Annotated in this window: 25 protein-coding genes and 1 tRNA gene; 9 read left to right on the top strand and 17 right to left on the bottom strand. The window is 65.5% G+C overall.

What is annotated here, in order from left to right:
- Window positions 1-84 precede the first annotated feature (84 nt).
- The gene (locus IVB28_RS02005) at window positions 85-1,011 is read left to right on the top strand and encodes a methyltransferase domain-containing protein (protein WP_247524391.1); all 927 of its coding nucleotides are present in this window, start codon (window positions 85-87) and stop codon (window positions 1,009-1,011) included.
- Window positions 1,012-1,124: 113 nt separating this feature from the next.
- A complete protein-coding gene (locus IVB28_RS02000) occupies window positions 1,125-2,354 on the top strand; it encodes an ABC transporter substrate-binding protein (RefSeq protein WP_247524390.1) in 1,230 nt (409 codons plus the stop codon).
- Between the two features lie 63 nt (window positions 2,355-2,417).
- On the opposite strand, the gene IVB28_RS01995 is transcribed toward IVB28_RS02000, so the two are convergent.
- The 8 genes from IVB28_RS01995 to IVB28_RS01960 all read right to left on the bottom strand — a co-directional run bounded on the left by IVB28_RS01995 (window position 2,418) and on the right by IVB28_RS01960 (window position 11,137).
- Entirely contained in the window at window positions 2,418-3,269 is an 852-nt protein-coding gene (locus IVB28_RS01995) for an amidohydrolase family protein (RefSeq protein WP_247524389.1), read from the bottom strand.
- Between the two features lie 3 nt (window positions 3,270-3,272).
- Window positions 3,273-4,250, bottom strand: coding sequence for an aldo/keto reductase (locus IVB28_RS01990; RefSeq protein ID WP_247524388.1), 978 nt, complete (start codon window positions 4,248-4,250; stop codon window positions 3,273-3,275).
- Window positions 4,251-4,352: 102 nt separating this feature from the next.
- On the bottom strand, window positions 4,353-5,285 hold the full coding sequence (locus IVB28_RS01985; RefSeq protein ID WP_247524387.1) for a sugar-binding protein: 933 nt from the start codon (window positions 5,283-5,285) through the stop codon (window positions 4,353-4,355).
- A gap of 93 nt (window positions 5,286-5,378) precedes the next feature.
- On the bottom strand, window positions 5,379-6,461 hold the full coding sequence (locus tag IVB28_RS01980; protein ID WP_247524386.1) for an ABC transporter permease: 1,083 nt from the start codon (window positions 6,459-6,461) through the stop codon (window positions 5,379-5,381).
- On the bottom strand, window positions 6,461-7,222 hold the full coding sequence (locus tag IVB28_RS01975) for an ATP-binding cassette domain-containing protein (RefSeq protein ID WP_247524385.1): 762 nt from the start codon (window positions 7,220-7,222) through the stop codon (window positions 6,461-6,463). Before IVB28_RS01975 ends, IVB28_RS01980 begins: the two co-directional genes overlap by 1 nt.
- 12 nt (window positions 7,223-7,234) lie before the next feature.
- On the bottom strand, window positions 7,235-8,557 hold the full coding sequence (xylA, locus tag IVB28_RS01970; RefSeq protein WP_247524384.1) for a xylose isomerase: 1,323 nt from the start codon (window positions 8,555-8,557) through the stop codon (window positions 7,235-7,237).
- On the bottom strand, window positions 8,558-10,012 hold the full coding sequence (xylB, locus tag IVB28_RS01965; RefSeq protein ID WP_247524383.1) for a xylulokinase: 1,455 nt from the start codon (window positions 10,010-10,012) through the stop codon (window positions 8,558-8,560). It abuts the gene before it with no gap.
- 81 nt (window positions 10,013-10,093) lie between these two features.
- Complete coding sequence (locus tag IVB28_RS01960) at window positions 10,094-11,137, bottom strand: LacI family DNA-binding transcriptional regulator (RefSeq protein ID WP_247524382.1); 1,044 nt, start codon at window positions 11,135-11,137, stop codon at window positions 10,094-10,096.
- A 113-nt stretch (window positions 11,138-11,250) separates the two neighbouring features.
- Between IVB28_RS01960 and IVB28_RS01955 the strand changes: the two genes are divergently transcribed.
- Entirely contained in the window at window positions 11,251-11,781 is a 531-nt protein-coding gene (locus IVB28_RS01955) for a DUF1003 domain-containing protein (RefSeq protein WP_247524381.1), read from the top strand.
- 30 nt (window positions 11,782-11,811) lie between these two features.
- Here the strand turns inward: IVB28_RS01955 and IVB28_RS01950 are convergent, their stop codons facing one another.
- From IVB28_RS01950 to IVB28_RS01940, 3 genes are all read right to left on the bottom strand, one after another.
- Window positions 11,812-12,276, bottom strand: a complete 465-nt coding sequence (locus tag IVB28_RS01950) for a GNAT family N-acetyltransferase (RefSeq protein WP_247524380.1) — start codon at window positions 12,274-12,276, stop codon at window positions 11,812-11,814.
- Between the two features lie 42 nt (window positions 12,277-12,318).
- Window positions 12,319-12,900, bottom strand: a complete 582-nt coding sequence (locus IVB28_RS01945) for an XRE family transcriptional regulator (protein WP_346730718.1) — start codon at window positions 12,898-12,900, stop codon at window positions 12,319-12,321.
- 207 nt (window positions 12,901-13,107) lie between these two features.
- Window positions 13,108-13,181: transfer RNA gene (locus IVB28_RS01940), tRNA-Gly, on the bottom strand.
- 174 nt (window positions 13,182-13,355) lie between these two features.
- Between IVB28_RS01940 and IVB28_RS01935 the strand changes: the two genes are divergently transcribed.
- The 6 genes from IVB28_RS01935 to IVB28_RS01910 all read left to right on the top strand — a co-directional run bounded on the left by IVB28_RS01935 (window position 13,356) and on the right by IVB28_RS01910 (window position 16,958).
- Window positions 13,356-13,934, top strand: a complete 579-nt coding sequence (locus IVB28_RS01935; RefSeq protein ID WP_247524378.1) for a methylated-DNA--[protein]-cysteine S-methyltransferase — start codon at window positions 13,356-13,358, stop codon at window positions 13,932-13,934.
- Window positions 13,935-13,944: 10 nt separating this feature from the next.
- A complete protein-coding gene (locus IVB28_RS01930) occupies window positions 13,945-14,784 on the top strand; it encodes an AraC family transcriptional regulator (protein ID WP_247524377.1) in 840 nt (279 codons plus the stop codon).
- A gap of 130 nt (window positions 14,785-14,914) precedes the next feature.
- The gene (locus IVB28_RS01925) at window positions 14,915-15,265 is read left to right on the top strand and encodes a hypothetical protein (protein ID WP_247524376.1); all 351 of its coding nucleotides are present in this window, start codon (window positions 14,915-14,917) and stop codon (window positions 15,263-15,265) included.
- A gap of 206 nt (window positions 15,266-15,471) precedes the next feature.
- Window positions 15,472-15,831: a VOC family protein gene (locus IVB28_RS01920; RefSeq protein WP_247524375.1), complete on the top strand. Its 360-nt coding sequence runs from the start codon at window positions 15,472-15,474 to the stop codon at window positions 15,829-15,831.
- A 144-nt stretch (window positions 15,832-15,975) separates the two neighbouring features.
- Window positions 15,976-16,374, top strand: coding sequence for an SRPBCC family protein (locus tag IVB28_RS01915; protein ID WP_247524374.1), 399 nt, complete (start codon window positions 15,976-15,978; stop codon window positions 16,372-16,374).
- A gap of 113 nt (window positions 16,375-16,487) precedes the next feature.
- Window positions 16,488-16,958, top strand: coding sequence for a hypothetical protein (locus tag IVB28_RS01910; RefSeq protein ID WP_247524373.1), 471 nt, complete (start codon window positions 16,488-16,490; stop codon window positions 16,956-16,958).
- Here the strand turns inward: IVB28_RS01910 and IVB28_RS01905 are convergent.
- The 6 genes from IVB28_RS01905 to IVB28_RS01880 all read right to left on the bottom strand — a co-directional run bounded on the left by IVB28_RS01905 (window position 16,955) and on the right by IVB28_RS01880 (window position 22,902).
- A complete protein-coding gene (locus IVB28_RS01905) occupies window positions 16,955-18,400 on the bottom strand; it encodes an MATE family efflux transporter (RefSeq protein ID WP_247524372.1) in 1,446 nt (481 codons plus the stop codon). The genes IVB28_RS01910 and IVB28_RS01905 overlap by 4 nt on opposite strands.
- A gap of 160 nt (window positions 18,401-18,560) precedes the next feature.
- The gene (locus tag IVB28_RS01900) at window positions 18,561-19,613 is read right to left on the bottom strand and encodes a hypothetical protein (RefSeq protein WP_247524371.1); all 1,053 of its coding nucleotides are present in this window, start codon (window positions 19,611-19,613) and stop codon (window positions 18,561-18,563) included.
- 90 nt (window positions 19,614-19,703) lie between these two features.
- Complete coding sequence (locus IVB28_RS01895; protein WP_247524370.1) at window positions 19,704-20,471, bottom strand: FadR/GntR family transcriptional regulator; 768 nt, start codon at window positions 20,469-20,471, stop codon at window positions 19,704-19,706.
- Complete coding sequence (locus IVB28_RS01890) at window positions 20,468-21,217, bottom strand: ABC transporter ATP-binding protein (protein ID WP_247525319.1); 750 nt, start codon at window positions 21,215-21,217, stop codon at window positions 20,468-20,470. Before IVB28_RS01890 ends, IVB28_RS01895 begins: the two co-directional genes overlap by 4 nt.
- Entirely contained in the window at window positions 21,204-21,935 is a 732-nt protein-coding gene (locus IVB28_RS01885) for an ABC transporter ATP-binding protein (RefSeq protein ID WP_247524369.1), read from the bottom strand. The genes IVB28_RS01890 and IVB28_RS01885 overlap by 14 nt, the downstream gene beginning before the upstream one ends.
- Window positions 21,922-22,902 (bottom strand): branched-chain amino acid ABC transporter permease, encoded by a 981-nt coding sequence (locus tag IVB28_RS01880; RefSeq protein WP_247524368.1) that lies wholly within the window; start codon window positions 22,900-22,902, stop codon window positions 21,922-21,924. Before IVB28_RS01880 ends, IVB28_RS01885 begins: the two co-directional genes overlap by 14 nt.
- Between the last annotated feature and the right edge of the window lie 7 nt (window positions 22,903-22,909).

The raw sequence follows: 22,909 nt of genomic DNA, 5'->3' as shown, positions 1-22,909 counted from the left end.
GCTTGACCCGTGCATCCATCCACTTAAACAATTCCCTTTTTGATGGATTGTCGGGTCAAGCCCGGCAATGACAAGTGGTTCCCAATGCCCCTGCGCTTGTTCCTGACCTCCGGCGATCTCATGGCCGACCGCCGCTTCGAATTCGCGCGCGACCTCCAGCTCAAGGGCGATCTGCCCGCAGCCGCGGACCTCCTGGAGCAGACACTCGAGCTTGCGCCTGACTTCACGTCGGCCTGGTTCACGCTCGGCGAAATCCGCGCCCAACTCGGCGAGCGCGACAAGGCGATCGCCGCATTTCGAGAGGCGCTCCGGTCCGATCCTGGCGATCAGCACGGCGCCGGTCTGCATCTGATGCGGCTCGGCGATGCCGCGATGGCGGAGATGCCCAAGGCCTATGTGCAAGCGTTGTTCGACCAGTACGCGCCGCGCTTCGAGCAGGTGCTGATCAACGATCTCGGCTATCGCGCGCCAAGCCTGATCTTCAAGGCGGTGGTGGCCGCACGGGTCACCGCCGGGAAGCCGGCCTACTTCAAGCGCACCATCGATCTCGGCTGCGGCACCGGCCTTGCGGCAGCCGCCTTCGCAAAGCAGGTCGACCATTTCAGCGGCATCGATTTGTCGCCCGGCATGATCAAGCAGGCGCGCGCCACCAATCTCTATGCCGAACTCGAAATTGCCGACATGATCGAAGGCCTGCGCACCAAAGCGGAGACAAGCGCGAATCTCGTCGTCGCGGCGGATGCGTTCGTTTATCTTTCCGACCTCGCGCCGGTCCTCAACGAAGCCAGGCGCGTGCTGGTATCAGGCGGCGTGCTCGCGTTCACGCTGGAGACGCATGACGGCAGCGGTGTGGTTCTCGGCGAAGGCCTGCGTTATGCCCACTCGGCGGAATATGCGCGTGGCGCGCTCGCCAAGGCGGGCCTGAAGCTATTGACGCTCGAGCCGGCCTCACCGCGCATCGAGAACAACGAGCCGGTGCGCGGCCTCGTCATCGTCGCCGAGAAAACTTGAGTCTAGGCGCTAAACGCGCGATTTAAGCGTCATTGCGTCGCAAAGCTGCGACTTCCCACTTGCGAGCCGAGCTGCGATGCCAACACAATGCTCCCGCTAGGGAGAAACAAGTAATGACCAAGAATCCATCGCGGCGCGATGTCAGCGCCGCCGCGCTCGCCACCATCGCCGCATCCACCTTGCCCGCGCCCTATGTCTGGGCCGCGGACAAGAAATATGATGCGGGCGCCAGCGACACCGAGATCAAGATCGGGCAGACCGTGCCGCATTCCGGCCCCGGCTCGCTCTATGGCGTGCTCGGCCGCATTGGCGAAGCTTATTTCCAGATGCTGAACGAGAAGGGCGGCATCAACGGACGTAAGATCAAGTTTCTCACCATGGACGATGCCTACAGCGCGCCGAAATGCGTCGAGGCGACCCGGCGCCTGGTCGAGCAGGAGGAAGTGCTCGCCCTGTACGGCTCGCTCGGCACCGCGCCCCAGACTGCCGTGCACAAATACCTGAACTCCAAGGGAGTGCCGCAACTCCTGCTCAACACCGGCGCCTCGAAGTGGAATAACCCGAAAGAGTTCAAATGGACGATGGCGGGACTGCCGCTCTATCCGACCGAGGCGCGCATTCTCGCGCGGCACGTCATCAGCGTGAAGCCGAACGCCAAGATCGGCATCCTCTATCAGAACGACGATTTCGGCCGCGACTTCCTGGGGCCGTTCAAGAAGGTGCTGGCCGATGCCGGCGGCACCGCGCAGGTGATCATGGAGCAAACCTATGATCTCACCGAGCCGACCGTCGATTCCCAGCTCATCAATCTCTCGAAGTCGGGCGCCGACGTCTTTTACAACATCTCGACAGGCAAGGCCTCTTCGCAGTCGATCCGTAAAGTGGCTGAGCTCGGCTGGAAGCCGCTGCAGCTGCTCTCCGCCGGCTCGACCGGCCGCTCGATCCTCAATGCCGCGGGGCTCGAGAATGCCGCCGGCATTGTCGCCATCCGCTACAACAAGGAGGTCGGCCTGCCCAAATGGGAGAAGGATCCCGACGTGATGGCGTTCGAGGAATTACGCAAAAAATACACGCCGGCGATCGACCCCGACAACACCATCGCCTTCGCCGGCTACGGGCAGGCCGTCACCATGGGCGAGATCCTGCGTCGCTGCGGCGACGATCTCACCCGCGCCAACGTGCTGAAGCAGGCCTCGAACCTCAAAGGCTTCCACTCGCCCTATTTCCTCGACGGCGTCACCTACAGCTATACGCCCGAGGACTACACGCCCATGAAGACGCTGTTCATCTCCACCTTCACCGGCAAGGACTGGGATATTTCCGACAAGCCGATGTCCGAATAGCGAGCCCCGCGGCAGCTTCCCCTCTCCCGCTCTGCCGGGAGAGGGAAAAGGCCGCGTATCGCCCTAACCTGCAATCGCCAGCCGATACGCCTGCGCGGCATTCATGCCAAAAGCCTTGTCGCGCGCCTGCGGGCCAAGCCTTGCCAGGCACGTCTCCAGCGCGCTCTTGATCTCGCCGTAGCTGCCCGCAAGCAGGCACACCGGCCAGTCCGAGCCGAAGATCAGCCTGTCCTCGCCAAAACATTCTGCGGCGTTCGCAACGAACGGAAACAGTCGGTCCGCATCCCAGTCGTTCCAGACCGCCTCGGTCGCGAGCCCGGAGATCTTGCACCAGACATTGCCGCAAGTGCCCAGCGCTTTGATGCGATCGGACCATTCGGCGCTGCCGCCGTCGGCGATCGGCGGCTTGGCCGCGTGGTCGAGCACGAACCGGGCTTGTGGAAAGGCCTGTGCCGTCGCGATGGCGGCGGGCAGCTCGCGGGTGCGGACGAGGAAATCGTAGGCGAGACCGTGCGCGAACACGGCGGTGAGGCCGCGCTGAACGTCCTCGCGCAGCAGCCAATCGGAATCGGCCTCGTCATGCACCTGGTGGCGAATGCCGACGAGCTTGTCTCCACCTGGTGAACGGCGCAGCCGGTCGAGCGTGTCGCCGAGCGCGGCGTCCGTCAGGTCGGCCCAGCCGACGACGCCAATCACTGACGGCCTGGCATGCGTGATGCGCAAAAATTCCTCGGTTTCCTCGACAGAGGAGCGGCATTGCACCACGATGCTGGCGTCGATGCCGTTCGCTTTCAACAGCGGCGCAAGATCGGCGGGACCGAACGCGCGGCGGATCGGCGTGAGCTCGTCCGCCGCCATCCAGGGATAATCAGCGCGCGCCGGATCCCAGAAGTGCTGGTGGGCGTCGATGATCATGCCTTATGCCCCACCCGGCAGCGGCGCGCGCACATCGACGAGGTTTCGCGCACGCAGCTCCTGCCAGAACGCCGCCGGCACTGGCCTCTCGGACATTGCGATGTTGTCGGAAACCTCCGCGGCATTGCGCGCACCCATCACCGCGACGGTCACCGCCGGATGGGTCATGCAGAACTGCAGCGCGGCGGCCTTCAACTCGGTGCCGTGCTTGCGGCAGAGCTCGTCGAGCGCGAGCGCCCGCCCAACCAGCGTCGCGTCAGCGTCCTGATAGTTGAACTTAGCGTTCATATGCGGACTGGCCAGAATGCCGCTGTTGTAGATGCCGCCGAGCAGGATGCCGATGCTCTTGGACGCGCAGACCGGAAACAGCCCATCCAGCGCGCCCTGGTCGAGCAGCGTGTAGCGGCCGGCGAGCAGGAAGCAGTCGACCGGTACGGCCTCGGCAAAACGCGTCAACATCTCCGACTGGTTCATGCCGGCACCGATCGCCTTCACCGTGCCATTCTCGCGCAGCCGCTGCAGCGCGCGGAAGGCACCCGCGATGGCGTCGTCGTAGTGATCATCGGGATCGTGCACCAGCAGGATATCGACGCGGTCGAGCCCAAGCCGGACCAGGCTCTCCTCGACCGAGCGCAGCACGCCGTCATGGCTGAAATCGAACAGCGGGCGCTCGCGCGGCGTGCCCTTGTAGTGCTCGTCTTCGGCGCCGCCGCCATCCGGCGCACGCAGCAGGCGGCCGACCTTGGTCGAGATCACGAAGGACTCGCGCGTCTGTTGCCGCAGGAATGCGCCAAGACGCCGTTCCGCGAGGCCAAAGCCATAGAGCGGCGCGGTATCGAAGAATCTCACCCCGAGCGACCAGGCACGCGCGAGCGCCGCGTCCGCGTCGGCATCGCTGACCGGGCTGAACAATCCGCCGAGCGGGGCGGAACCGAGACCGATTGAGGTGACGTCGAGCGAGCCGAGCCGCGACCGTTTCATTCCCATTTGCCTCGTATTCATTCCAACAGTCCAAATCATCTCCCCCGCTCGCGGAAATCGCAAGCGGGGGAGGCACGCAGGAGCGCGGGGCTGGGGGCGCTCCTACTTCAACATCTGCGCGACGTTGTCCTTGGTCACGAGATCGAGGCCGGTATAGACGATCTCCGGCACCTTCTCGCCCTTCTTGATGGCGAGCAGCGTGTCCATCGCCTTCTCGCCCATTTCGAACGGACGCTGGCCGACCAGCGCATTGGCATAGCCGTCGCGCAGCAGCTCAAGCTGCATCTTCAGCGTATCGGCGACGACAAGCGTGAACTTGCCAGAATCGATGTCCTTCTTGTTCCTGGAGGCGAAGGCCTTGAAGCCTTCGGGCGCGAACATCGGCCAGCCGCCGATGGGAACGATGGCGGCGAGGTCAGGCGTTGCGGTGCGCATGTCCGTCATCTGCTGGACCGCGAGCGCGGGATCGTCGTTGCAGAAGGTCGGCGAGCCCGCGACCTCGGTCCATTTCGAACCCTTCAGCGCCTCCCGCACGCCATCGACACGTTCGGCGAGGTTCTTGGCGCCGGGACCGCCCGAGACCATGGCGTATTTGCCGCCGTCAGGCCGCATCTTCAGCAATTCCTTGCCGAGCGCGACGCCGAACTCCTTGTTGTTGGTGCCGATATAGGCGATCCGCTTGGAGCCGGGCGCATCGGCATCGAAGGTGATGACGGGGATGCCGGCGGCGCTCGCCGCCTCGATCGACTTGGTCATGGCGGCGACGTCGGCGACCGAGATGGCGAGACCGTCGACCTTCTGGGTGACGAAGTCCTGGATGATCTGGGCCTGAGTCGCCGGCTCGTGCTCGACCGGCCCCTTGTAGATGCACTCGATGTTGCCGAGCTCCTTGGCGCGCTTGAGGCAGCCGTCACGCGCGAAGTCGAAGAACGGATTGTTCATCGCCTTGGGCACGATCACGAAGCGGTAGGTCGCGGCGAATGCCGGCGTCGCCATCATCGCCACCGCAATGCCAGCAAGAACAAGTTTCCTCATTGTTTCCTCCACCCTTGTTTGGTGCCCGTCCTCTTTGGAACGTCCGGGAAGCGGACAGGCGACATTTTTTTGCCCTCCCGGAATGACGTCAATTCAGGTCATCCGCGAGCGGATGCGGTCGACCAGCACGGCCAGGATGATGATCACGCCCACCAGCGTCTGCTGCCAATAGGAGGAAACCTGCGCCAGCACGAGGCCGTTGCGGATCACCTCCAGCAGCACGCAGCCGACGATGGCGCCGAGCGGACCGCCGATGCCGCCGGCGAGATTGGCGCCCCCGATCACGGCCGCCGCGATCACGTTGAGCTCGTAAGACGTCGCCATATTGGCCGGGGCCGATCCGAGCCAGCCGGAGATGATGATGCCTTGCAGGCCCGCCGCGAGCGCGCAGATCACATAGACTTCGATCTTGACCCGCACGACCGGGATGCCGGTGAGTTCGGCGGCCTTCTCGTTGCCGCCGAGCGCGAAGACGTGACGGCCGAACGAGGTGTGGTGCAGGACCACGGCCATCGCCAGCGCGAGGATCACGAGATAAATGAAGGGCACGGGCAGGCCGAGCACGTCGCCCGAGGTCGCTGCATAGAAGTAATCGGCGTCCGGCCCGCCCGGGAAACTGCCGCGGCCGTTCGAGGCGACATAGCCGAGCCCGCGCACGATCGAGAGCATGCCGAGCGTGGTGACGAAGGGCGACAGGCCGAGCACGGCGATGCAAAAGCCGTTGACGAGCCCGGCGATAAGCGCGACGCCGAGCCCGGCGAGGATCGAGACCACCAGGATCAAGCCGGGGACATTGGCCAGCACGGTCTTGCCGTCGGCCGCCATATGCACGAACAGCGAGCCTGCCGGCGAGCCGGGCGCCGACAGCTCGGTCATCACCATCGAGGTGATCATGGCGGAGAAGCACATCATCGATCCCACCGAAAGGTCGATGCCGCCGGTGATGATGACAAATGTGACGCCCAGCGTCGCGATGGCGATGAAGGAAAAATTCTTCGCCACGTTCTGCATGTTGCCTTCGGTGAAGAAATACGGGCTGGCGAAATGCATGATCACCAGCAACACCGCGAGCGCGAGCAGGACATACCCGGTCTGTGAGGCGAAGATGCCGCGCTGCCACCATCTGATCTGGCCGACATTGGTGAAGCTGATCGGGGATTCCAAGGGCATGGCCATCACGCCGCCTCCTTGGCGCCGGTAATGAGGGCGGTGATCTCCTCAGGGGAGGTCTGGTGGATCGGCTTGTCGGCCCGCTTCTCGCCGCGGCGCATGACGACGACGCGGTCGCACACCGCGAACACATCAGGCATGCGGTGCGAGATCAGCATGACCGCAACGCCCTGCTCCTTCAGCCGATGGATCAGGCCTAGCACCTGCTCGACCTGGCGCACCGAGATGGCGGCGGTCGGCTCGTCCATCATCACCAGCCGTGCATTGGAGAGCCGCGTGCGCGCGATCGCGACCGCCTGGCGCTGGCCACCCGACATCTGCTTGACGAGATCGTCGGGGCGCGTCTCCGAGCGCAGCTCGCCGAACAATTCCAGCGCGCGCGCCGCCATCGCCTTGTGGTCGAGCAAGGCAATGGGGCCGAATTTGCGCTTCAGCTCGCGGCCGAGGAACACGTTGGCCGCGGCCGTCAGATTGTCCGATAGCGCGAGGTCCTGGTAGACGACTTCGATGCCGACGCCGCGGGCATCGATGGGACGGCTGAAATGGACCGCGTTGCCGGCAAAGCGGATCTCGCCGTGGCTGGGACGGAAATTGCCGGCGATGATCTTGACCAGCGTCGACTTGCCGGCGCCGTTATCGCCCATCAGGCCGACCACCTCGCCCGGGAAGACCTGCAGGTCGACCTCATGCAGCGCGCGGATCGCGCCGAACTCCTTGCCGATGCCGGTCAGTTCGAGGACCGGCTCTATGGTTGCTTCGCCTGCCATCAGCAGCCTTCCTCAGACATAGCGGTTGACCAGGGATTCCAGATATTCCTGCCGGCCCGAGCGCGGCTGCGGATCGAAGCCGGGCTCGAGCGCACGGTCGGCGAGATCGGCGAGCGAACGCTGGCCGCCGAGAATGGCGCGGCCTTCAGGCCCGGCCCATCCCTCGTAGCGTTTGGCAAGCGGCGTGGTGAGCGCGCCGGCATCGACCATGTCGGCCGCGGCGAGGAAGGCGCGCGCGCAGGCATCCATCGAGCCGACATGGGCGTGGATCAAATCGTCAGGGTCGATCGACTGGCGGCGGATCTTGGCGTCGAAATTCAGCCCGCCCGTGGTGAAGCCGCCGCGGTTCAGGATCTCGTGAAATACCAGCGCCAGCTCCGGAACGTTCATCGCGAACTGGTCGGTGTCCCAGCCGAGCAGATCGTCGCCGCGATTGATATCGAGCGAGCCGAACACGCCGAGCGCCTCCGCAAGCGCGACCTCGTGATGGAAGGAATGGCCGGCGAGGATGGCGTGGTTCTGCTCGATGTTGAGCTTGACGTCCTTCAAAAGGTCGTAGCGCTCGAGGAAGCCGTAGCAGGTGGCGACGTCGAAATCATATTGGTGCTTGGTCGGCTCCTTCGGCTTCGGCTCGATCAGGATCGGCCCCTTGAAACCGATCCTGTGCTTGTGCTCGACGACCAGCGAGACGAAGCGGCCGAGTTGGTCGAGTTCGCGCTTGAGATCGGTGTTGAGCAGCGTCTCATAGCCCTCGCGGCCTCCCCACAGCACATAGTTCTGGCCGCCGAGCCGGTGCGTCACCTCCAGCGCGGCGCGGACCTGGCCGGCGGCATAGGTGAAGATCTCGGGGTCCGGATTGGTCGCTGCGCCCGCCATGTAGCGGCGATGCGTGAACAGATTCGCGGTGCCCCAGAGCAGGCGGACCTTGCTTGATGCCATCTTCGCTTCGAACAGATCGGCGATCGCATTGAGATTGGCGACGGACTCGGCGAGCGAGGCGCCTTCCGGCGCCGCGTCGACGTCGTGGAAGGTGAAGAACGGCACGTCGAGCAGGCGGAACAACTCGAAGGCGACATCGGCCTTGGCCCGCGCCTGCGCCATCGCGTCGCCGCCCTGGTGCCAGGGACGCAGAAAGGTCTCGCCGCCGAAGGGATCGCCGCCCGGCCAGCAGAACGAATGCCAATAGCAGACGGCAAAACGCAAATGATCCTCGAGCCTGCGGCCCTGGACCATGCGATCCCTGTCGTACCAACGGAAGGCGGGCGCTTGTCCCGCGTCCTTGCCGGCGAAGGCGACAGGTGCACTTGCATTGAAGAATTTCGCTGACGCGTTCACTTAAAGAGTCTCCTTCAATGCGGGATAAAGCGCGCGCCATCGCCGATAGGCCTCGTCATAGGCCCCAGCGACGGATGCGCGAGGCATGAAGCTCGCGAGCCGCCGCGGACGGGTGCAGACTTGCGCCGGATCCTCCCCTGTCGCAGCGAGCCGGCCGAGCCTGGAGGCGCCGAGGGCCGCCCCCACCTCGCCCTCCTCGACGCGGTGGACGGGAACGCCGAGCACATCGGCGCAGATCTGCGCCCACAGCGGCGAGCGCGAGCCGCCGCCGACGAGATCAACCTCGGCAACTGGCCCGCCCGCCGCGCTCAGCGCCGCCAGATTGTCGCGCGCGGCAAAGGCAACGCCTTCGAGCACGGCTTGCACGACCTGCGTCCGCCCGGTCGCACCGCGCAGGCCGACAATGGCGCCGCTCGCGGCGGCATCGTTGTGCGGCGTGCGCTCGCCGTCGAGATAGGGCAGGAATTTGATCGGACTCGGCCCGTCCACGCGCTCGCCGAGTGGGGCCAGCAGGGCCGCGGCCGGAGTCTCCATCACACCGGCGAGCCAGGCCAGCGAAGCCGCCGCCGAGAGCATCACACCCATCTGGTGCCAGAGGCCGGGCAGCGCATGGCAGAAGGCGTGCACGGCCTGGGCCGGCGCCGGTGCGAAGCGGTCGGTGACACGGAACACCACGCCTGATGTGCCCAGCGACAGGAATGCATCGCCGGGCGCGATGGCGCCGAGCCCGATCGCGCTCGCAGCGTTGTCGCCCGCGCCGCCCGCGACGACGACGTTCTTTGCCATGGCCCAACGCTGCGTGAATTCCGGCGCCAGCACCGCGCTGGCGGCGCTGCCCTCGACGAGCCGCGGCATGTGGTGAAGGTCGAGCCCGGTCGCATGCAGCAGCAGGGCCGACCAGCGGCGCTGACCGACGTCGAGCCACAGCGTACCGGCCGCGTCGGACATGTCCTCGATCATTTCGCCGGTGAGGCGATAGCGGACATAGGCCTTCGGCAGCAGCACTTTTGCCAAGCGCGCGAAAATATCGGGCTCGTGCCGCGCGACCCAGAGCAGCTTCGGTGCGGTGAAGCCGGGCATCGCCAGATTTCCGGCGATCGCATGCAGCGAGGGACAGCGCCGCTCCAGCGTCGCACATTCGGCCTGCGAGCGGCCGTCGTTCCAGAGAATTGCGGGACGCAGCGGCCGTCCATCCTCGTCGAGCAGCGTTGCGCCGTGCATCTGGCCCGACAGGCCAATGCCGGCCACCCGCGCCAACTCGCGCGGATGGCGGGCGGCGAGTTCGTCGACCGCACCGATCGCCGCATCGACCCAGGAATCAGGGTCCTGCTCGGACCACAAAGGCGCCGGATGCGACAGCGCAAGCTCGCGCGTTGCCGCCGCGAGGATCGCGCCGGCTTCGCTCACGAGCACCGCTTTCACACCGGATGTGCCGATGTCCAGTCCGAGATACACGCCATCCTCCCTTTCGTCCGCCGCCGGTGCGAGCTTGATGCCGCGTTCGCCGTAGCGGACCGTTTCGATATCGACCTGCCGCTAAGGCAGATTGTCCCGCATCACGATGTCGATCCTGATCTTCTCCTGTTCGCGCAAGATCGGCTCGCCGCGGGCGAGCGCGAGCAGCACGCGCACGGCGGCGCGGGCTTCATGTCCGGGGTTCTGTGAAATCGCGGCATCCATCACGCCCTGCAGCAGCAGCCGCCGCGTCAGCACGGTGATGTCATGACCGACGAATACCACCTGCTTGTCGCGGCCGGCATCGCTCAACGCGTTGGCGACACCCGGCGTGCCGGCGCCGACGTTATAAAGGCCGACAATGTCAGCATGCCTGCCCAGCAGTCGCGCCAAAACCTGTTCCGAGCGCTCATCCTCGTCGCGCCCTTCCAGCACCGGCAGCACGCTGAGACCGGGGAATTCCGACGCCATCACCTGGTTGAATCCGAAGATCCGCTCGGCATGGTCGCGCAGGCCCTGCGAGCCCGCGACGATCGCGACCTTGCCGGACTTTTGGCCGACCAGCCGCCCGACCAGCGCGCCGGCCGTGCGCCCGGCAGCGATGTTATCGATGCCGACATAATGGTGGCGGCGTGCTGACGGCACGTCCGACACCAGGGTCACCACCTTGGTGCCGGCATCGACGAGATCGTTGATCGCGGCGCGGACGCTCGGATGATCCAGCGCCACCACGGCGACGCCGTCGCAATCGCCCGATAGCGCCTCCAGGGTGCCGGCGAGCACCGACGGGTCGAATACGTCGGTTGTGACCATCTCGACGCTGAGGCGGCGCGCCGAGAGCCAAGCCGACATCTCGCCGAGATAAGCCTCGATCTGCTGCATGAACGGGTTCGAGCCCGACGGCATCACGAAGGCAAAGCGGCGGGCGCGGCCGCGGGCGAGCTCCGCGGCGGCAACGTGGGGCTGGAACGAATTGCGCTCGATCGCCGCCTTGACGCGAAGCACCGTATCGGGCCGTACGCCCGGCCGGTTGTGCAGGACGCGGTCCACCGTCGCCAGGCTCACGCCCGCCTCGCGGGCGATGTCCCTCAGCGTCAGTGCGGTCTGCGAGAGCGTCTCGGCCATGGCTGAAGGCTAGCAGAGGTGTTTTGAGGTACGCAACTCATTTTGAGGGGTGAGACGGCATTTCGGTCCGCTCAGCTCCTAGGAACGGCTCTTTTCCTTTGCCGTTACCGCCGATGCGCAATGACATTACCCGCGATCCCGGCGAGGGACTGAGCCCGACGCTCGAACGTAACATCCGTGCTCTGGTCGAGCGGCGCCGCCGCGAGCAGCAAGCGGCACGGGGCCAGGACAAGGTTGCAGACGCCGTCACCGCCTTCACCGGCAGCATGACGTTCGTCTATCTTCACCTCGCGGTGTTCGGGTTCTGGATCATCGCCAATCTGCATTGGTTGCCTGGAATCCCGGCCTGGGACGAGAGCTTCGTCGTGCTGGCGATGATCGCTTCGGTGGAGGCGATCTTCCTCTCGACCTTCGTCCTGATCTCGCAGAACCGCATGACCGCCGCAGCCGACAAGCGCGCCGATCTTGACCTCCAGGTCAGCCTGCTCGCCGAGCACGAGCTGACCAAGGTTGCCCGCCTGCTTACCCAGATCGCCGAGCGCCTCGACGTCAAACCTGACTCGAAGCACGACCTTGAGGAAGCCGCCCGCGATATCGCTCCCGAGCGCGTGCTCGACAAGCTCGAGGAGGCGCGAAGGGATTGAAGCTTGATGCGCTCCGCACCAGTTCAAGGGTCAGCTGGTGGTCAGGTCGAGCGTCAGGAAGAGGCTGTTGGGATCTTCGACATAACCCTGGAACGCGCCGCAGAGGACGAAGCCGTGCGCCTGGTAGAGCGCAAGCGCCGGCTTGAAATAGTCCCATGAGCCGGTCTCGAGGCTCAGCCGCTTCAGGCCGCGCGCGCGGGCCTCCTTGATGATGTGGCGGAGCATCTGGCCGCCAAAGCCGCGCCGCCGCGTGGTCTGAAGCGTATGCATCGACTTCACCTCGCCATGGCTGGCCGAAAGCGTCTTCAGCGCGCCGGTGGCAACGAGTAGCTCGCCGTCCCATCCAGTCCAGAACGCGATGTCAGGCGCGCGAAGGCCCGCCAGATCGAGCGCATGCGCGCTGCCCGGCGCGGTCTGCGCCCGCGCTGCCGTAACGTGATGATCGAGCAGCGCGATGACGCGCGGATTGAAGGTATCGCCGGTACGGATCTGCATCGTCAGGGCCTCACTCCAAGATCTCGCGTCGCATCGCCACCGTCACATCTTGCCGTAGGAGGCGCCGCGGCGCGTGATGATGACGTAGCGCGCGTCCTGTTTGGTTTCGTTCTCGAAGATCACAGCGCGCATGACGTCGAAATCCAGGCAGTCGCCCTCGCGCAGGCGCACCGTCTTGGCGTCGATGTACACTGCGATCGCGCCTTCCAGCATCAGCAGCTGCTGGGTGAAGGCGTTGCGGCCCCAGGGGCTGTAGGGCACCCGCGCACCGGCGGGCAAGTCGACGACGATGATCTCGAGGCCGCTCGCCGCATCCGTCGGCGAGGCGTGCCGCCGGCGATAGCCGCTCTCGGGATCGCGCCAGTGCGGCTGGTCGGCAAGCCGCACCAGCCGCTCCGGCGGCTTCTCGGCGAGCGCGACCACGTCGCTCAGCGACACGTCGAGCGCAGCGCAACGCTTGCCGAGCAGCGAAGCCGTGGCGCTGCTCTGCGCCCGTTCCACCCGCCCGATCATGGCCCGGCTGACGCCGGAGCGCGCGGCCAGTTCGTTCAGTGTCATGCCGGCTTGCGTCCGAAGCGTCTTCAAGCGACGACCAATCGCGCGATCAAGCTTCTGCTGGTCCATTTTTTTGCAAGTCATGGCCCTTCATCCAGACAACGCCCGGCAAGGGGACCGCATCTGCCATGGCCGAAGGAGCTTAGCGTGGGCAGCGGCGAACGCCGGAAGCAAGGGGCTAATATATTAGAATCTTTGCACGGCGCACGAAGGAGAGACACCCTGCTTCAGGGCTGCCGAAACATCAAAGTCTTGGAAAGCGCTTTGGCGCAAATATGGAGCGGGCGAAGGGAATCGAACCCTCGTATGCAGCTTGGGAAGCTGCCGTTCTACCATTGAACTACGCCCGCGGATGCGCAAGCTCGCGCGCCTCCTGATTAGCCGAGACGGCGCCTTCCGCCAAGCGGTTTGGCGCGCCCCGCCGGGCGGTTGTTAACGTCTTGATAAGATTCCAGGTGCGCCGGATTGTGGCGGTGCTATGATCTTGTGTCTGGGGAGAGACGTGCACTGAGTGGGGCGTGTGCATGGTGGGGCGCGGCTATTCGATATTCGACACGACCATAGGCCGCTGCGGCATCATCTGGAGCAGCACCGGCGTGGTCGCGGTGCAATTGCCCGAGGCGCGGGAGATCGACACCCGCCGCCGGATTTTTCAGGCCCATCCCGAGGCGCGCGAGCAGCGGCCGCCCGAAAATGCCGAGCTTGCGATCGAGGGCATCGTGGGCCTGCTGCAAGGCCGCGATCCCGATTTTTCCGAGGTCAGCCTGGATGCCGGCGGCGTGCCCGGCTTCAATCGGCGCGTCTATGAGTTCGCCTGCTCCATTCCGCGCGGCGAGACGCGCACGTATCACGAGGTCGCCAGGGCGCTCGGCGCCTCAGGCGCGGCGCATTCGGTGGCGCAGGCGATCGCTAAAAATCCCTTCATGCTGATCGTGCCCTGCCACCGGGTGCTGGAGGCCGGCAATTACACCGACCGGCTCTCGCCCTATGGCGGGGTGATCTCCAAGCGACGGCTGTTGGCACTGGAGGGCGCCCATCCCGTCGCCAGCAAGACCCTGTTCGAGGTGTTGCTGCCCGTTGCTCCACCGCGGGCGCCTACCTAGATAAGGCGGTATGGATGCGACCACGCTGCTGACGTCACAATCGATTACGGTCTCCGAGTTTCGCTGCGATGCGGGACCAGACGATACGCCATTCGCCGAATGCCGCACCGGGCATTCCATCGCCTATGTCCGCTCGGGCAGCTTTGGCTGCCATTGCCGCGCCGGGTTCTTCGAGCTGGTGGCGGGCTCGATGCTGGTCGGCGCGCCCGGCGAGGAATACACCTGCACGCATGAGCATGTCAGTGGCGATGTCTGCCTGTCGTTCTTCTTCAGCAAGGAGATGGTCGATGCCCTCGGCGGGCAGCGCGAGATCTGGCAGATCGGCGCCACGCCGCCGCTGCCCGAATTGATGGTGCTGGGTGAGCTCGCCCAGACGGCGGCAGATGGCAACAGCGACATCGGTGTCGACGAAGTGGGCCAGATCCTGGCCGGCCGCTTCGTCGACGTGGTCTCGGGCAAGGCGCGCAAGTCGGCCACACCCACCGCGCGCGACCGCCGCCGCGCCGTCGAGGCCGCGCTGTGGATCGACGACAACTCGCATGAAGAGGTCGATCTCGAACAGGCAGCAAGGCAGGCGGGCCTCAGCCCGTTCCACTTCCTGCGGCTATTCTCAAGCGTGCTCGGCGTCACCCCACATCAATATCTGGTGCGCTCGCGGCTGCGGCACGCAGCCCGCCTGCTCACTGATGACGACATCGCGATCACCGATGTCGCCTATGACGTCGGCTTCGGCGATCTCTCCAATTTCGTCCGCACCTTCCACCGCGCGGCCGGCGTTTCGCCGACCAAGTTCCGCCAGGCCTCGAAGGGGGAACGCAGGATCTTCGCCGAACGCCTCATCCTCAACTGAGACAGGTCGGCGAGCGTCGCAGGTAACCGTCTGTTGACCAGACCGACGCGACGCACTGGCGCTCGCGGCACGCTGCGCGATACTACAACCAAAGAGCGAATGAGCGCTCTCTCAGTGCGGCAAGCGGCGGATGAACATTGCCCTAAATGACGCCACAGCGGTCGCGCTCGCCGTCGGTCTTGCCTTCATCGCCGGCTGCGCCGTCTACTATGGCCGCCAGATCACCTCGCGCAGGATTCCGATGCAATGGGGCACTGACGGCCAGCCCACCTGGTTTGCACCACGCCTGATCGGGCTCTGGTTCAGCTTCGGCGTCACGGCGGCCTTGTCCGCGTTCCTGCTCGTTCTCGCCCTTCATGACCCGCAAAAGCTCACAGCGCTGATCGTCGCAACGGTCAGTGTGATCGGGACGAACATGTGGGTTCAGGTCTATCACCTGAAACGGGTGATCCGGTGGCAATCGGAGGCACCGGCGAACTAAAGCATGATCCGTAAAAAGTGCGCAGCGGTTTTCCGAAAAGATCACGCTTAAACAACAACCTAAAGCGCGATGGCGATTCATCCTAATCGCATCGCGCTTTAGCCCGGTGCCGAGCGCAAGAATCTCCAAGAGCCGCCCGCCTCTCTCCGACTAGGTTCGTCTCCGGCGCGCGCCAGCTGCGGCGCGCTTTGCAAATGGAGACGAATATGTACGACCACATCGGACTTCGCGTTGCCGATCTCGACGCCGCGACGCGCTTCTACACCGCGGTGCTGGCGCCGCTCGGCCATGTCCTGTGCTCCAGCGGCGAGGGTTATGCCGGCTTCGGCCCGAAGGGCGAGCCCGCCCTATGGCTGCACCTGAACAAGGGCCGCAAGGCCGACGGTGCGCACATTGCGTTTCGCGCCAAGGACCATGACGCGGTGAAAGCATTTCACAGCGAAGGCCTGAACAGCGGCGGCCGTGACAATGGCGGCGCGGGTCCGCGTAAGGATTACAGCCCGACCTATTATGCGGCGTTTTTGATCGACCCTGACGGCAACAATGTCGAGGCGGTTTGTACGTGAGCGTCAGCCGCTAGTTCCGTCATTGCGAGCGGAGCGAAGCAATCCAGGAATATCTCCGCGGAGACGGTCTGGATTGCTTCGTCGCTTCGCTCCTCGCAATGACGGAGTTCTTGGCCGGCATCCAACATCATCAAGGACACCTTCATGGCCTCCATCCACAACGACATCCTCATCAACGCCCCCGCGCGCGACGTCTGGGACGCGGTTCGCGACTTCGGCGCGTTGCATCAGCGGTTGGCGCCCGGCTTCGTCACTGCCTGCACGCTCGACGGCGATGCGCGCATCGTCACCTTCGCCAACGGGTCATTGGCGCGCGAGGTGCTGGTCGATTGCGACGATGCGCGACGGCGCCTCGTCTACGCCATCAACAACGAGCGACTGAAGCACTACAGCGCCTCGGTGCAGGTGGTTGCCGAGGGGGAGACGCGATGCCGCCTGGTCTGGATCATCGACATGCTGCCGAACGACCTTGCACCCTACGTCAAGGGGCAAACGAACGAGGCCGTGGCCGCGATACACCGGGCGTTTCCGTCCGCGGCCTGATCCGCCTCTGTGAATTTTCTCACAGAGCTCAGCCCTCGCCAGCCGTAACCATCGTGGCGTGCGTCCGATTGGCTCCGCTCTCCCGGTGGCGCTGCGCACGCGAGGAGCATGCCATGAGAGGTGCGGACAAGGTGATCTGCCAGGCGGCCGCCGTGCTGCTGCTGTTTTCCGTCGCGAGCTCGCCGGCAAAGGCGCAGTTCCTCGGCGGCGGAGGTGCCGGCGGCGAGGACATGATGACCCAGATGGCCCCGATGCTGGAGATGATGAAGGCGAAGATGGGGAAGCGCCGCTTCGCCGTGATGATGCAAACCATGGGCCCGATGATGAGCCGCATGATGGAGAGTGGCGGCGGCGGATTTGGTGGCCTGTCCGCCGGCAATCTCGGCGGCGGCTTCGGCGCGCCCAATTACGGCGGCTACACGCCGATGGGCCCCGGTTATATACCGACCGGGCTCGGCGGCGGCGGCGACATCATGGGCATGCTCGGTGGTGCCGGTGGCGGCGAAATGATGGCGATGATCCCGCAATTGATGCGGCTCGCCAATGTCGGCGGCGGCAGCCATCGCCGCCACAGGCATCGCTAATCGGCGGCGCTGGACAGAGCTGGTCTGATCGCGGCCTTGCTCGCGCGCGGTCCCCAGCGCGTCAACACGACGCTGGAGGCTGAGAGCAGGCCAAGCACGACCATCGAGCTCGCGGCCAGCCAGAAAAAGCTCTGCGCGGTGGCGTCGTGCGTCGACAGCCACCAGCCGATGGCGGAGATGTAGATCAGCCGCGCGGTCTGCGCCAGCACGGGCCCGATCACCTTGGCTGCGCCTTGCGACGAGAAGTACATCGTCGTTGCAAGGCCGAAAAACGCGTAGAACGGCCCGACCGTCGAGAGATATTGATGGCTCGCCGCGCGCACGGCCGCGCTGTCGGTGAAGATATTGATCCAGAGATCGGGGAACATCGCAACGACGCAAGCCGGCGCGCCGACGGCCACGAAGGCGGCAGCACTGGCGATCCAGGCGACGCGCCGGGCGCGCGCAATGTTGCCTGCACCGATCGCCATGCCGACCATCGGCACACAGGCGATGCCGAACGAGAACGCGATCGAGGTCAGCAGGAATTCGAGCCGCGCGCCGATGCCGTAGCCGGCGAGGATCGCGGTGCCGAACTTCGCCAGCATGTGGGTGAAGATCGAGATCGTCAGCACCGATTGCAAGGGCGAGAAGCAGGCGATGGCGCCGACCTTGAGAATGTCGAAAAACATCGCCCATTGGATGCGCAGGCCGCGCAGCTTCGGTGTGACACGCGCGCGGCCGGAGAACAGGTACCAGCCCATGATGCAGATGTTCATGGAATAGGCGATCAGCGCGCCCGCCGCGACGCCGCGCATGCCGAACGGCGGCACCGGACCGAGGCCGAGGCCGAGCGTGCCGCCGAGCACGATCTGCCAGGCCGCCGAATTGAGGATGAGAAACGACGGCAGCTTCATGTTGCCGGTGCCGCGCAGCACGCCGGCCATGGTGTTGAGCAGCCAGGGCAGCACGGCGCCGCCAAAAAACACCTGCGTGTACGCAACCGCATGCGTCAGCACATCGCCGCGGCCGCCCAGCATTTCCAGCACCCGGGGTCCGAAGATCAGCATCCCCAGCATGAAGACGAGGCCGAAGCTGATGCCGATCAGCATCGCGTGTGCGGCGAGAGTGCCGGCGCGCTCGCGGTTCCCGGCACCGAGCGCGCGCGCAATGGACGAGGCCACCGCACCGCCCATGGCACCGCCGGACATCGTCATGGTCAGGATGATGGTCGGAAACACCAGCGCCATCGCCGCCAGCGCCTCGACGCCGAGCCGGCCGATATAGGAGGTCTCCGCGATCACCGTACAGGTGCCGGCCGACAGCGCGATCACATTGGGCCAGGCGAGGCCGAGCAGCGTACGCAGGATCGGTCCGTCGGTCAGCGCGCTTCGCATCGGCTGCGCAGGCGGCGGCAGCGGACGCTCTTGCTCATCGACCGGGATTTCGGCGATGTCGGACATATCCTCTCCGGCACAAGCGCTCTTTGCGCCGCGGCAATGCGTAGGTGTGACAATAAATTTGTTCGCGCAGGGCGCGGTAGGGGCTTGTTAGCACGGCGCGGAGCGATTCCTCCTGCGCCAGATGCAGGCGTGCCCTGCGGCAGCGCATTTCGTGGAGGAATTACCCGATGCGCCAGAGCAACGGCGGACGGCCGCCCGGTGTCGGGGACAGGTGTACGCCGATGTGCCGCCCGCATCCGGCCGCGAGCCCTTCGAACAACCCCGCCAGCACCTTTGCGCAAGCGGGATGGTAGTCGGCGACGTCGTCCATCAGCTTCCAGCTCTGCTGACGGAGCTCAAACATGCCTTCGGATTGCGTCGTCTCAGCCGCATCGTCCTGTGCGACAAACAGTGCGTTGAGGAATGTCGCGAATTCGCTCGGACCGCCGCGGGCCGTCGACAGCGCCGCAGCGACCTCATCGAAGTATTGCATGCCGATCAGCTTGCCGGTGAGGTGCAGCAGATAGCCGGCGTCTTCCGGGCCGAACAGCTGCACCATCACAGGCGCGGCGGTGCGCACATATTCCATCGCATAGTTGCGATAGGCTTTCTCCAGACGCGGTTTCGGCCAGCTCGCCACCGGCAAAGCAGGCGCGGTCTTCGCATCGAACAGCGGTGCTTCGAGGTAGCGCGCGAACACGAGCCGCTGGTCCAGCTCGAGCGGGTGGTCATACTGGTGGTAATAGCCTTCGAGCCCGTCCTGGCCGTCGACGCTCTGCTTGGTGCAGACGAAGCCAAGCTTGACATCACCGAGCGCGACGCCGTTGTTGGCGTGCCACCCGCGCAGCATCGCGCGGGAAACCTCGCCGGGCACGCCGCAGATCGCGGTGCCCTTCCAGATCCAGCGCGGCGGCGGATAACGGATCCAGGCCTTGGCGTCGCTCTCATACATGTATTCGACATGCACGCCGCCGATCCAGTTGGAGAGGTAGTGATATTGCGCAGCGGCCACCGCCGGCGGCAGATGGCTGAGCCCAAGCTTTTGCAAGCCCGGGAGGAAGCGCTCCTGCTGCTGGCGGCGAAACACGCGGAAGACGAACTCCGCCGCATCGGCCGTGCCGCGCCGCGTGACGACGGTGAGGATGAGCCCGGTGAAATAGGCATGGTAGAGATCGGCGACCGCACGCCAGCGCTTCCACTGAGCTTCCTGCGCGAGGTCCGATGCGGCCGTCATGTTCGCTCCCGATCGTTGTTTTGACGAGTGTGTCATTGCACGCCGGGGGGCGCAACGCACGAACGGCCCGCGAATGGGCCATGCGCAGGCTCACCTCTTCGGGTCGACCAGGCTATCGACGCTCTCGGCGAGCCGCTCCTCGACGAAATCCATATGTGCGATGATCGCGGCCCGCGCGCGCTCCGGCGCGCGCGCGCGCAAAGCGTCATAGACGTCGCGGTGATGCTGCCAGATCAGCCCGTGCTCTTCGCGTTTGGGAATGAACTGCTTCAGCCGGTAGAAAGCGGAGAAGGTCTCGCGCAGGATCTCCATCATCTGCACGGCCAGCGGATTGCCGGTGGCTGCTGCCAGCGCGCGATGGAATTCGATGTCGTTCTCCTCCCAGGCGGGATCGGTGACCTCGAGCTTGCGCATGACATCGAGCCGCGCCTTGAGAGCAGCGAAATCGGCCCGCTTTCCGACCTTGGCGGCGTGCTGGGCGCACCAGCCCTCCAGCACGCGCCTGAGCTCAAAGAACTCGCCGATCCGGCCCACCTCGGTCCTGATGAGGTCGATCAGCGAATTGTCCTCGATCGGACGGGCATTGCGTGAGACCACGAAGCTGCCGGCGCCGTGCCTTGTCTCGATAAGCCCGATCAACTCGGCACGGTAGATCGCCTCGCGGACGGTCTGGCGGCTGGTGTTGAGCATGGCCGTGAGTTCGCGCTCGGGCGGAAGCCGGCTCCCTGGCGGAAAACGGCCGGCGCGGATGAAGGCGGAGATCTGCTCAAAGACCTGATCCGATTTGCGACCGGCCTTCAGCGGCTGGAAGGCGCGCGCGGCGGTCGAACGCGCTTTCGCAGGTCGCGGTGCCTTCATGCGCTGCCGCCAGGCGCTGGCTGCGGCGTGCGGACGCCGAGATAGATCTCGCGAACCTCTTCGTTACGGGCAAGCTCCTGCGCGGGGCCTTCCAGCGCGACGCGGCCGGTCTGGAGCACATAGGCATAGTCGGCGATGGCGAGCGCGAGCGGGATCGACTGCTCGGCCAGCAGCAAGGTCAATCCCTGACGATGCAGCTCTGCAAGCTTCTCGTAGAGCGAGCCGACAACGGCGGGCGCAAGGCCCAGGCTCGGCTCGTCGAGCATCAACAGCTTCGGCTCACACATCAGCGCACGGCCGAGCGCCAGCATCTGCCGCTCGCCGCCGGACAGCGTGCCGGCTGGCTGCTGGCGCCGCTCGGCGAGCCGCGGAAACAGGCCGTAGACACGCTCGAACATTGCTCCCTTGCGTGACTGGTCGGCCAAAGCCATCGCTCCCAAGCGCAAATTCTGCTCCACCGTCTGGCTGGCGAAAAGCCGCCAGCCCTCCGGAGACAGCGTCAAACCCTTGCGCACGATAGCATAGGCCGGCTGCCCCGTGATGGGCTCACCGCACCATTCCACATGTCCGGACGCCGGCTGCACCAATCCCGCGACGGCATTCAGCGTCGTGGTCTTGCCGGCGCCGTTGGAGCCGAGGAGCGCCACGACTTGCCCGGCGGCGACCTTCAGCGAGATGTCGGCGACCCCGACGAGGTCGCCGTAGCGGACGGCGAGATGCTCGACCCTTAGCTCAGTCACGGCGATCTTCCCTCCGGAAGGGACGGCCGAGATAGGCCTCGATCACCTGCTCGTCGCGCACAACCTCCTCCGGTGTGCCGCTGGCGATCACGTGCCCCTGGTTGAACACGAGCACGCGGCGCGTCAGCGTCATGATGACCTCCATGATGTGCTCGACGATGACGATGGTCACGCCGGTTTCGTGGATCTTGCGGACCAGCGCGATCGCCTCCTGCAATTCGCCCGGCGTGAGACCGGCCAAGGCCTCGTCAAGCAGCATCACGCGCGGCTCGGTCGCAAGCACACGGGCGATCTCGAGCCGCTTGCGGCCGGGCGTGCCGAGCGAGCGCGCGCGTTGGTCGGGTCTCAGGCCCGTCAGGCTGACGATGCGGCCGGCACGGGCGCGGGCCTCGTCGCGGTGCGCATGACGCAGGAAGGCGCCAACCATGACGTTGTCGAGCACGCTCATGTCCTCGAAGGTGGCAGGCACCTGGAAGGTGCGGCCGATGCCGGCGCGGGCATGGACGTCAGCGGAGGCGTAGGTCAGGTCGATGCCGTCGAGCGTGATGCGGCCCGCGCTCGGCGGCATGTCGCCTGCGAGGCAATTGAAGAAGGTCGATTTGCCGGCGCCGTTCGGGCCGATCAAGCCGACGATCTCGCCCTGATCGAGCGACAGGCTGGCGCCCGACACCGCGCGAAAACTGCCGAAGGTCTTCGAGACGTCGGTGGCCTCAAGCAGCGGCATCGAGCTTTCTCCAGCGCTTGGCCCGCAGGCGATACCACAGCTCCATCAAGCCGCCGGGCTCGAAACGGGCGATCAGCACGATGATGCCGCCATAGATGATGAAGGTGAGGCCGGAGCCGCCGCCGCCGAGCCAGTTGTTCGTGGCCGTCTGCAGCGGGATCAGGATCAGGGCGCCGAGCAGCGGACCATAGAGCGTGCCCGCCCCGCCCAACGCCGCGATGATCACCATCTGCACCGACACCAGAATGCCGAACCCGCTGCCGGGATCGACGAACCCGGTCTTCACCGCATAGAGCGAGCCGGCCACGGAGGTGAAGACGGCGGATAGCGCCAGCGCCTGCATCTTGGTCTGGAGCACGGGAACGCCGAGGCTCTTGGCGGCACGCTCGCCGGCTTTGATGGCACGCACGTAATAGCCGAAGCGGCGCGATTCGAAGGCGGCGGTCACGGCGAGAACGAGGCCGAGCACCGCGAGGAAGATGTAGTAGTAGGGCAGCTCGCTGCGGAATGTGAGATCCCACCAACCCCGGCCGGACGCCGGACCCTGCAGCCCGATCGCAGCGCCGACGAAACTCCACGTGCTGACGAGGAGACGGATCAGCTCGGCGACCGCGATCGTGGCCATGCTGAAATAATGGCCGCTGAGACGAAGCGTCGGAAGGCCGATCAGGGCCGCGAGCCCAAGGCTGAGCACGATGGCGACTGGAATCCCCGCGATCGGCGACCAGCCGAACAGCGTGTAGAACAGCAGCGGCGTGTAGGCGCCGATGCCGAAGAACATGCTGTGGCCAACCGAGATCTGGCCGGCATAACCGCCGACGATGTTCCAGGCCGAAGCGGCGATCGCCGCCAGCAGGAAGCTGACGCCGACGTCGTGATAGAACGCGCCGGTGAACACCAGCGGATAGACCAGAAGGCCGGCCGCAAGCAGCACGACACCGACACGCGAGGTGGGGAGCTTGGTCATATGGGGC

It is taken from the genome of Bradyrhizobium sp. 199, assembly GCF_023073355.1.
Taxonomy (GTDB): Bacteria; Pseudomonadota; Alphaproteobacteria; order Rhizobiales; family Xanthobacteraceae; genus Bradyrhizobium.
The sequence above is the reverse complement of the archived record's forward strand: the minus strand, read 5'-3'. Positions and strand labels throughout refer to the sequence as shown.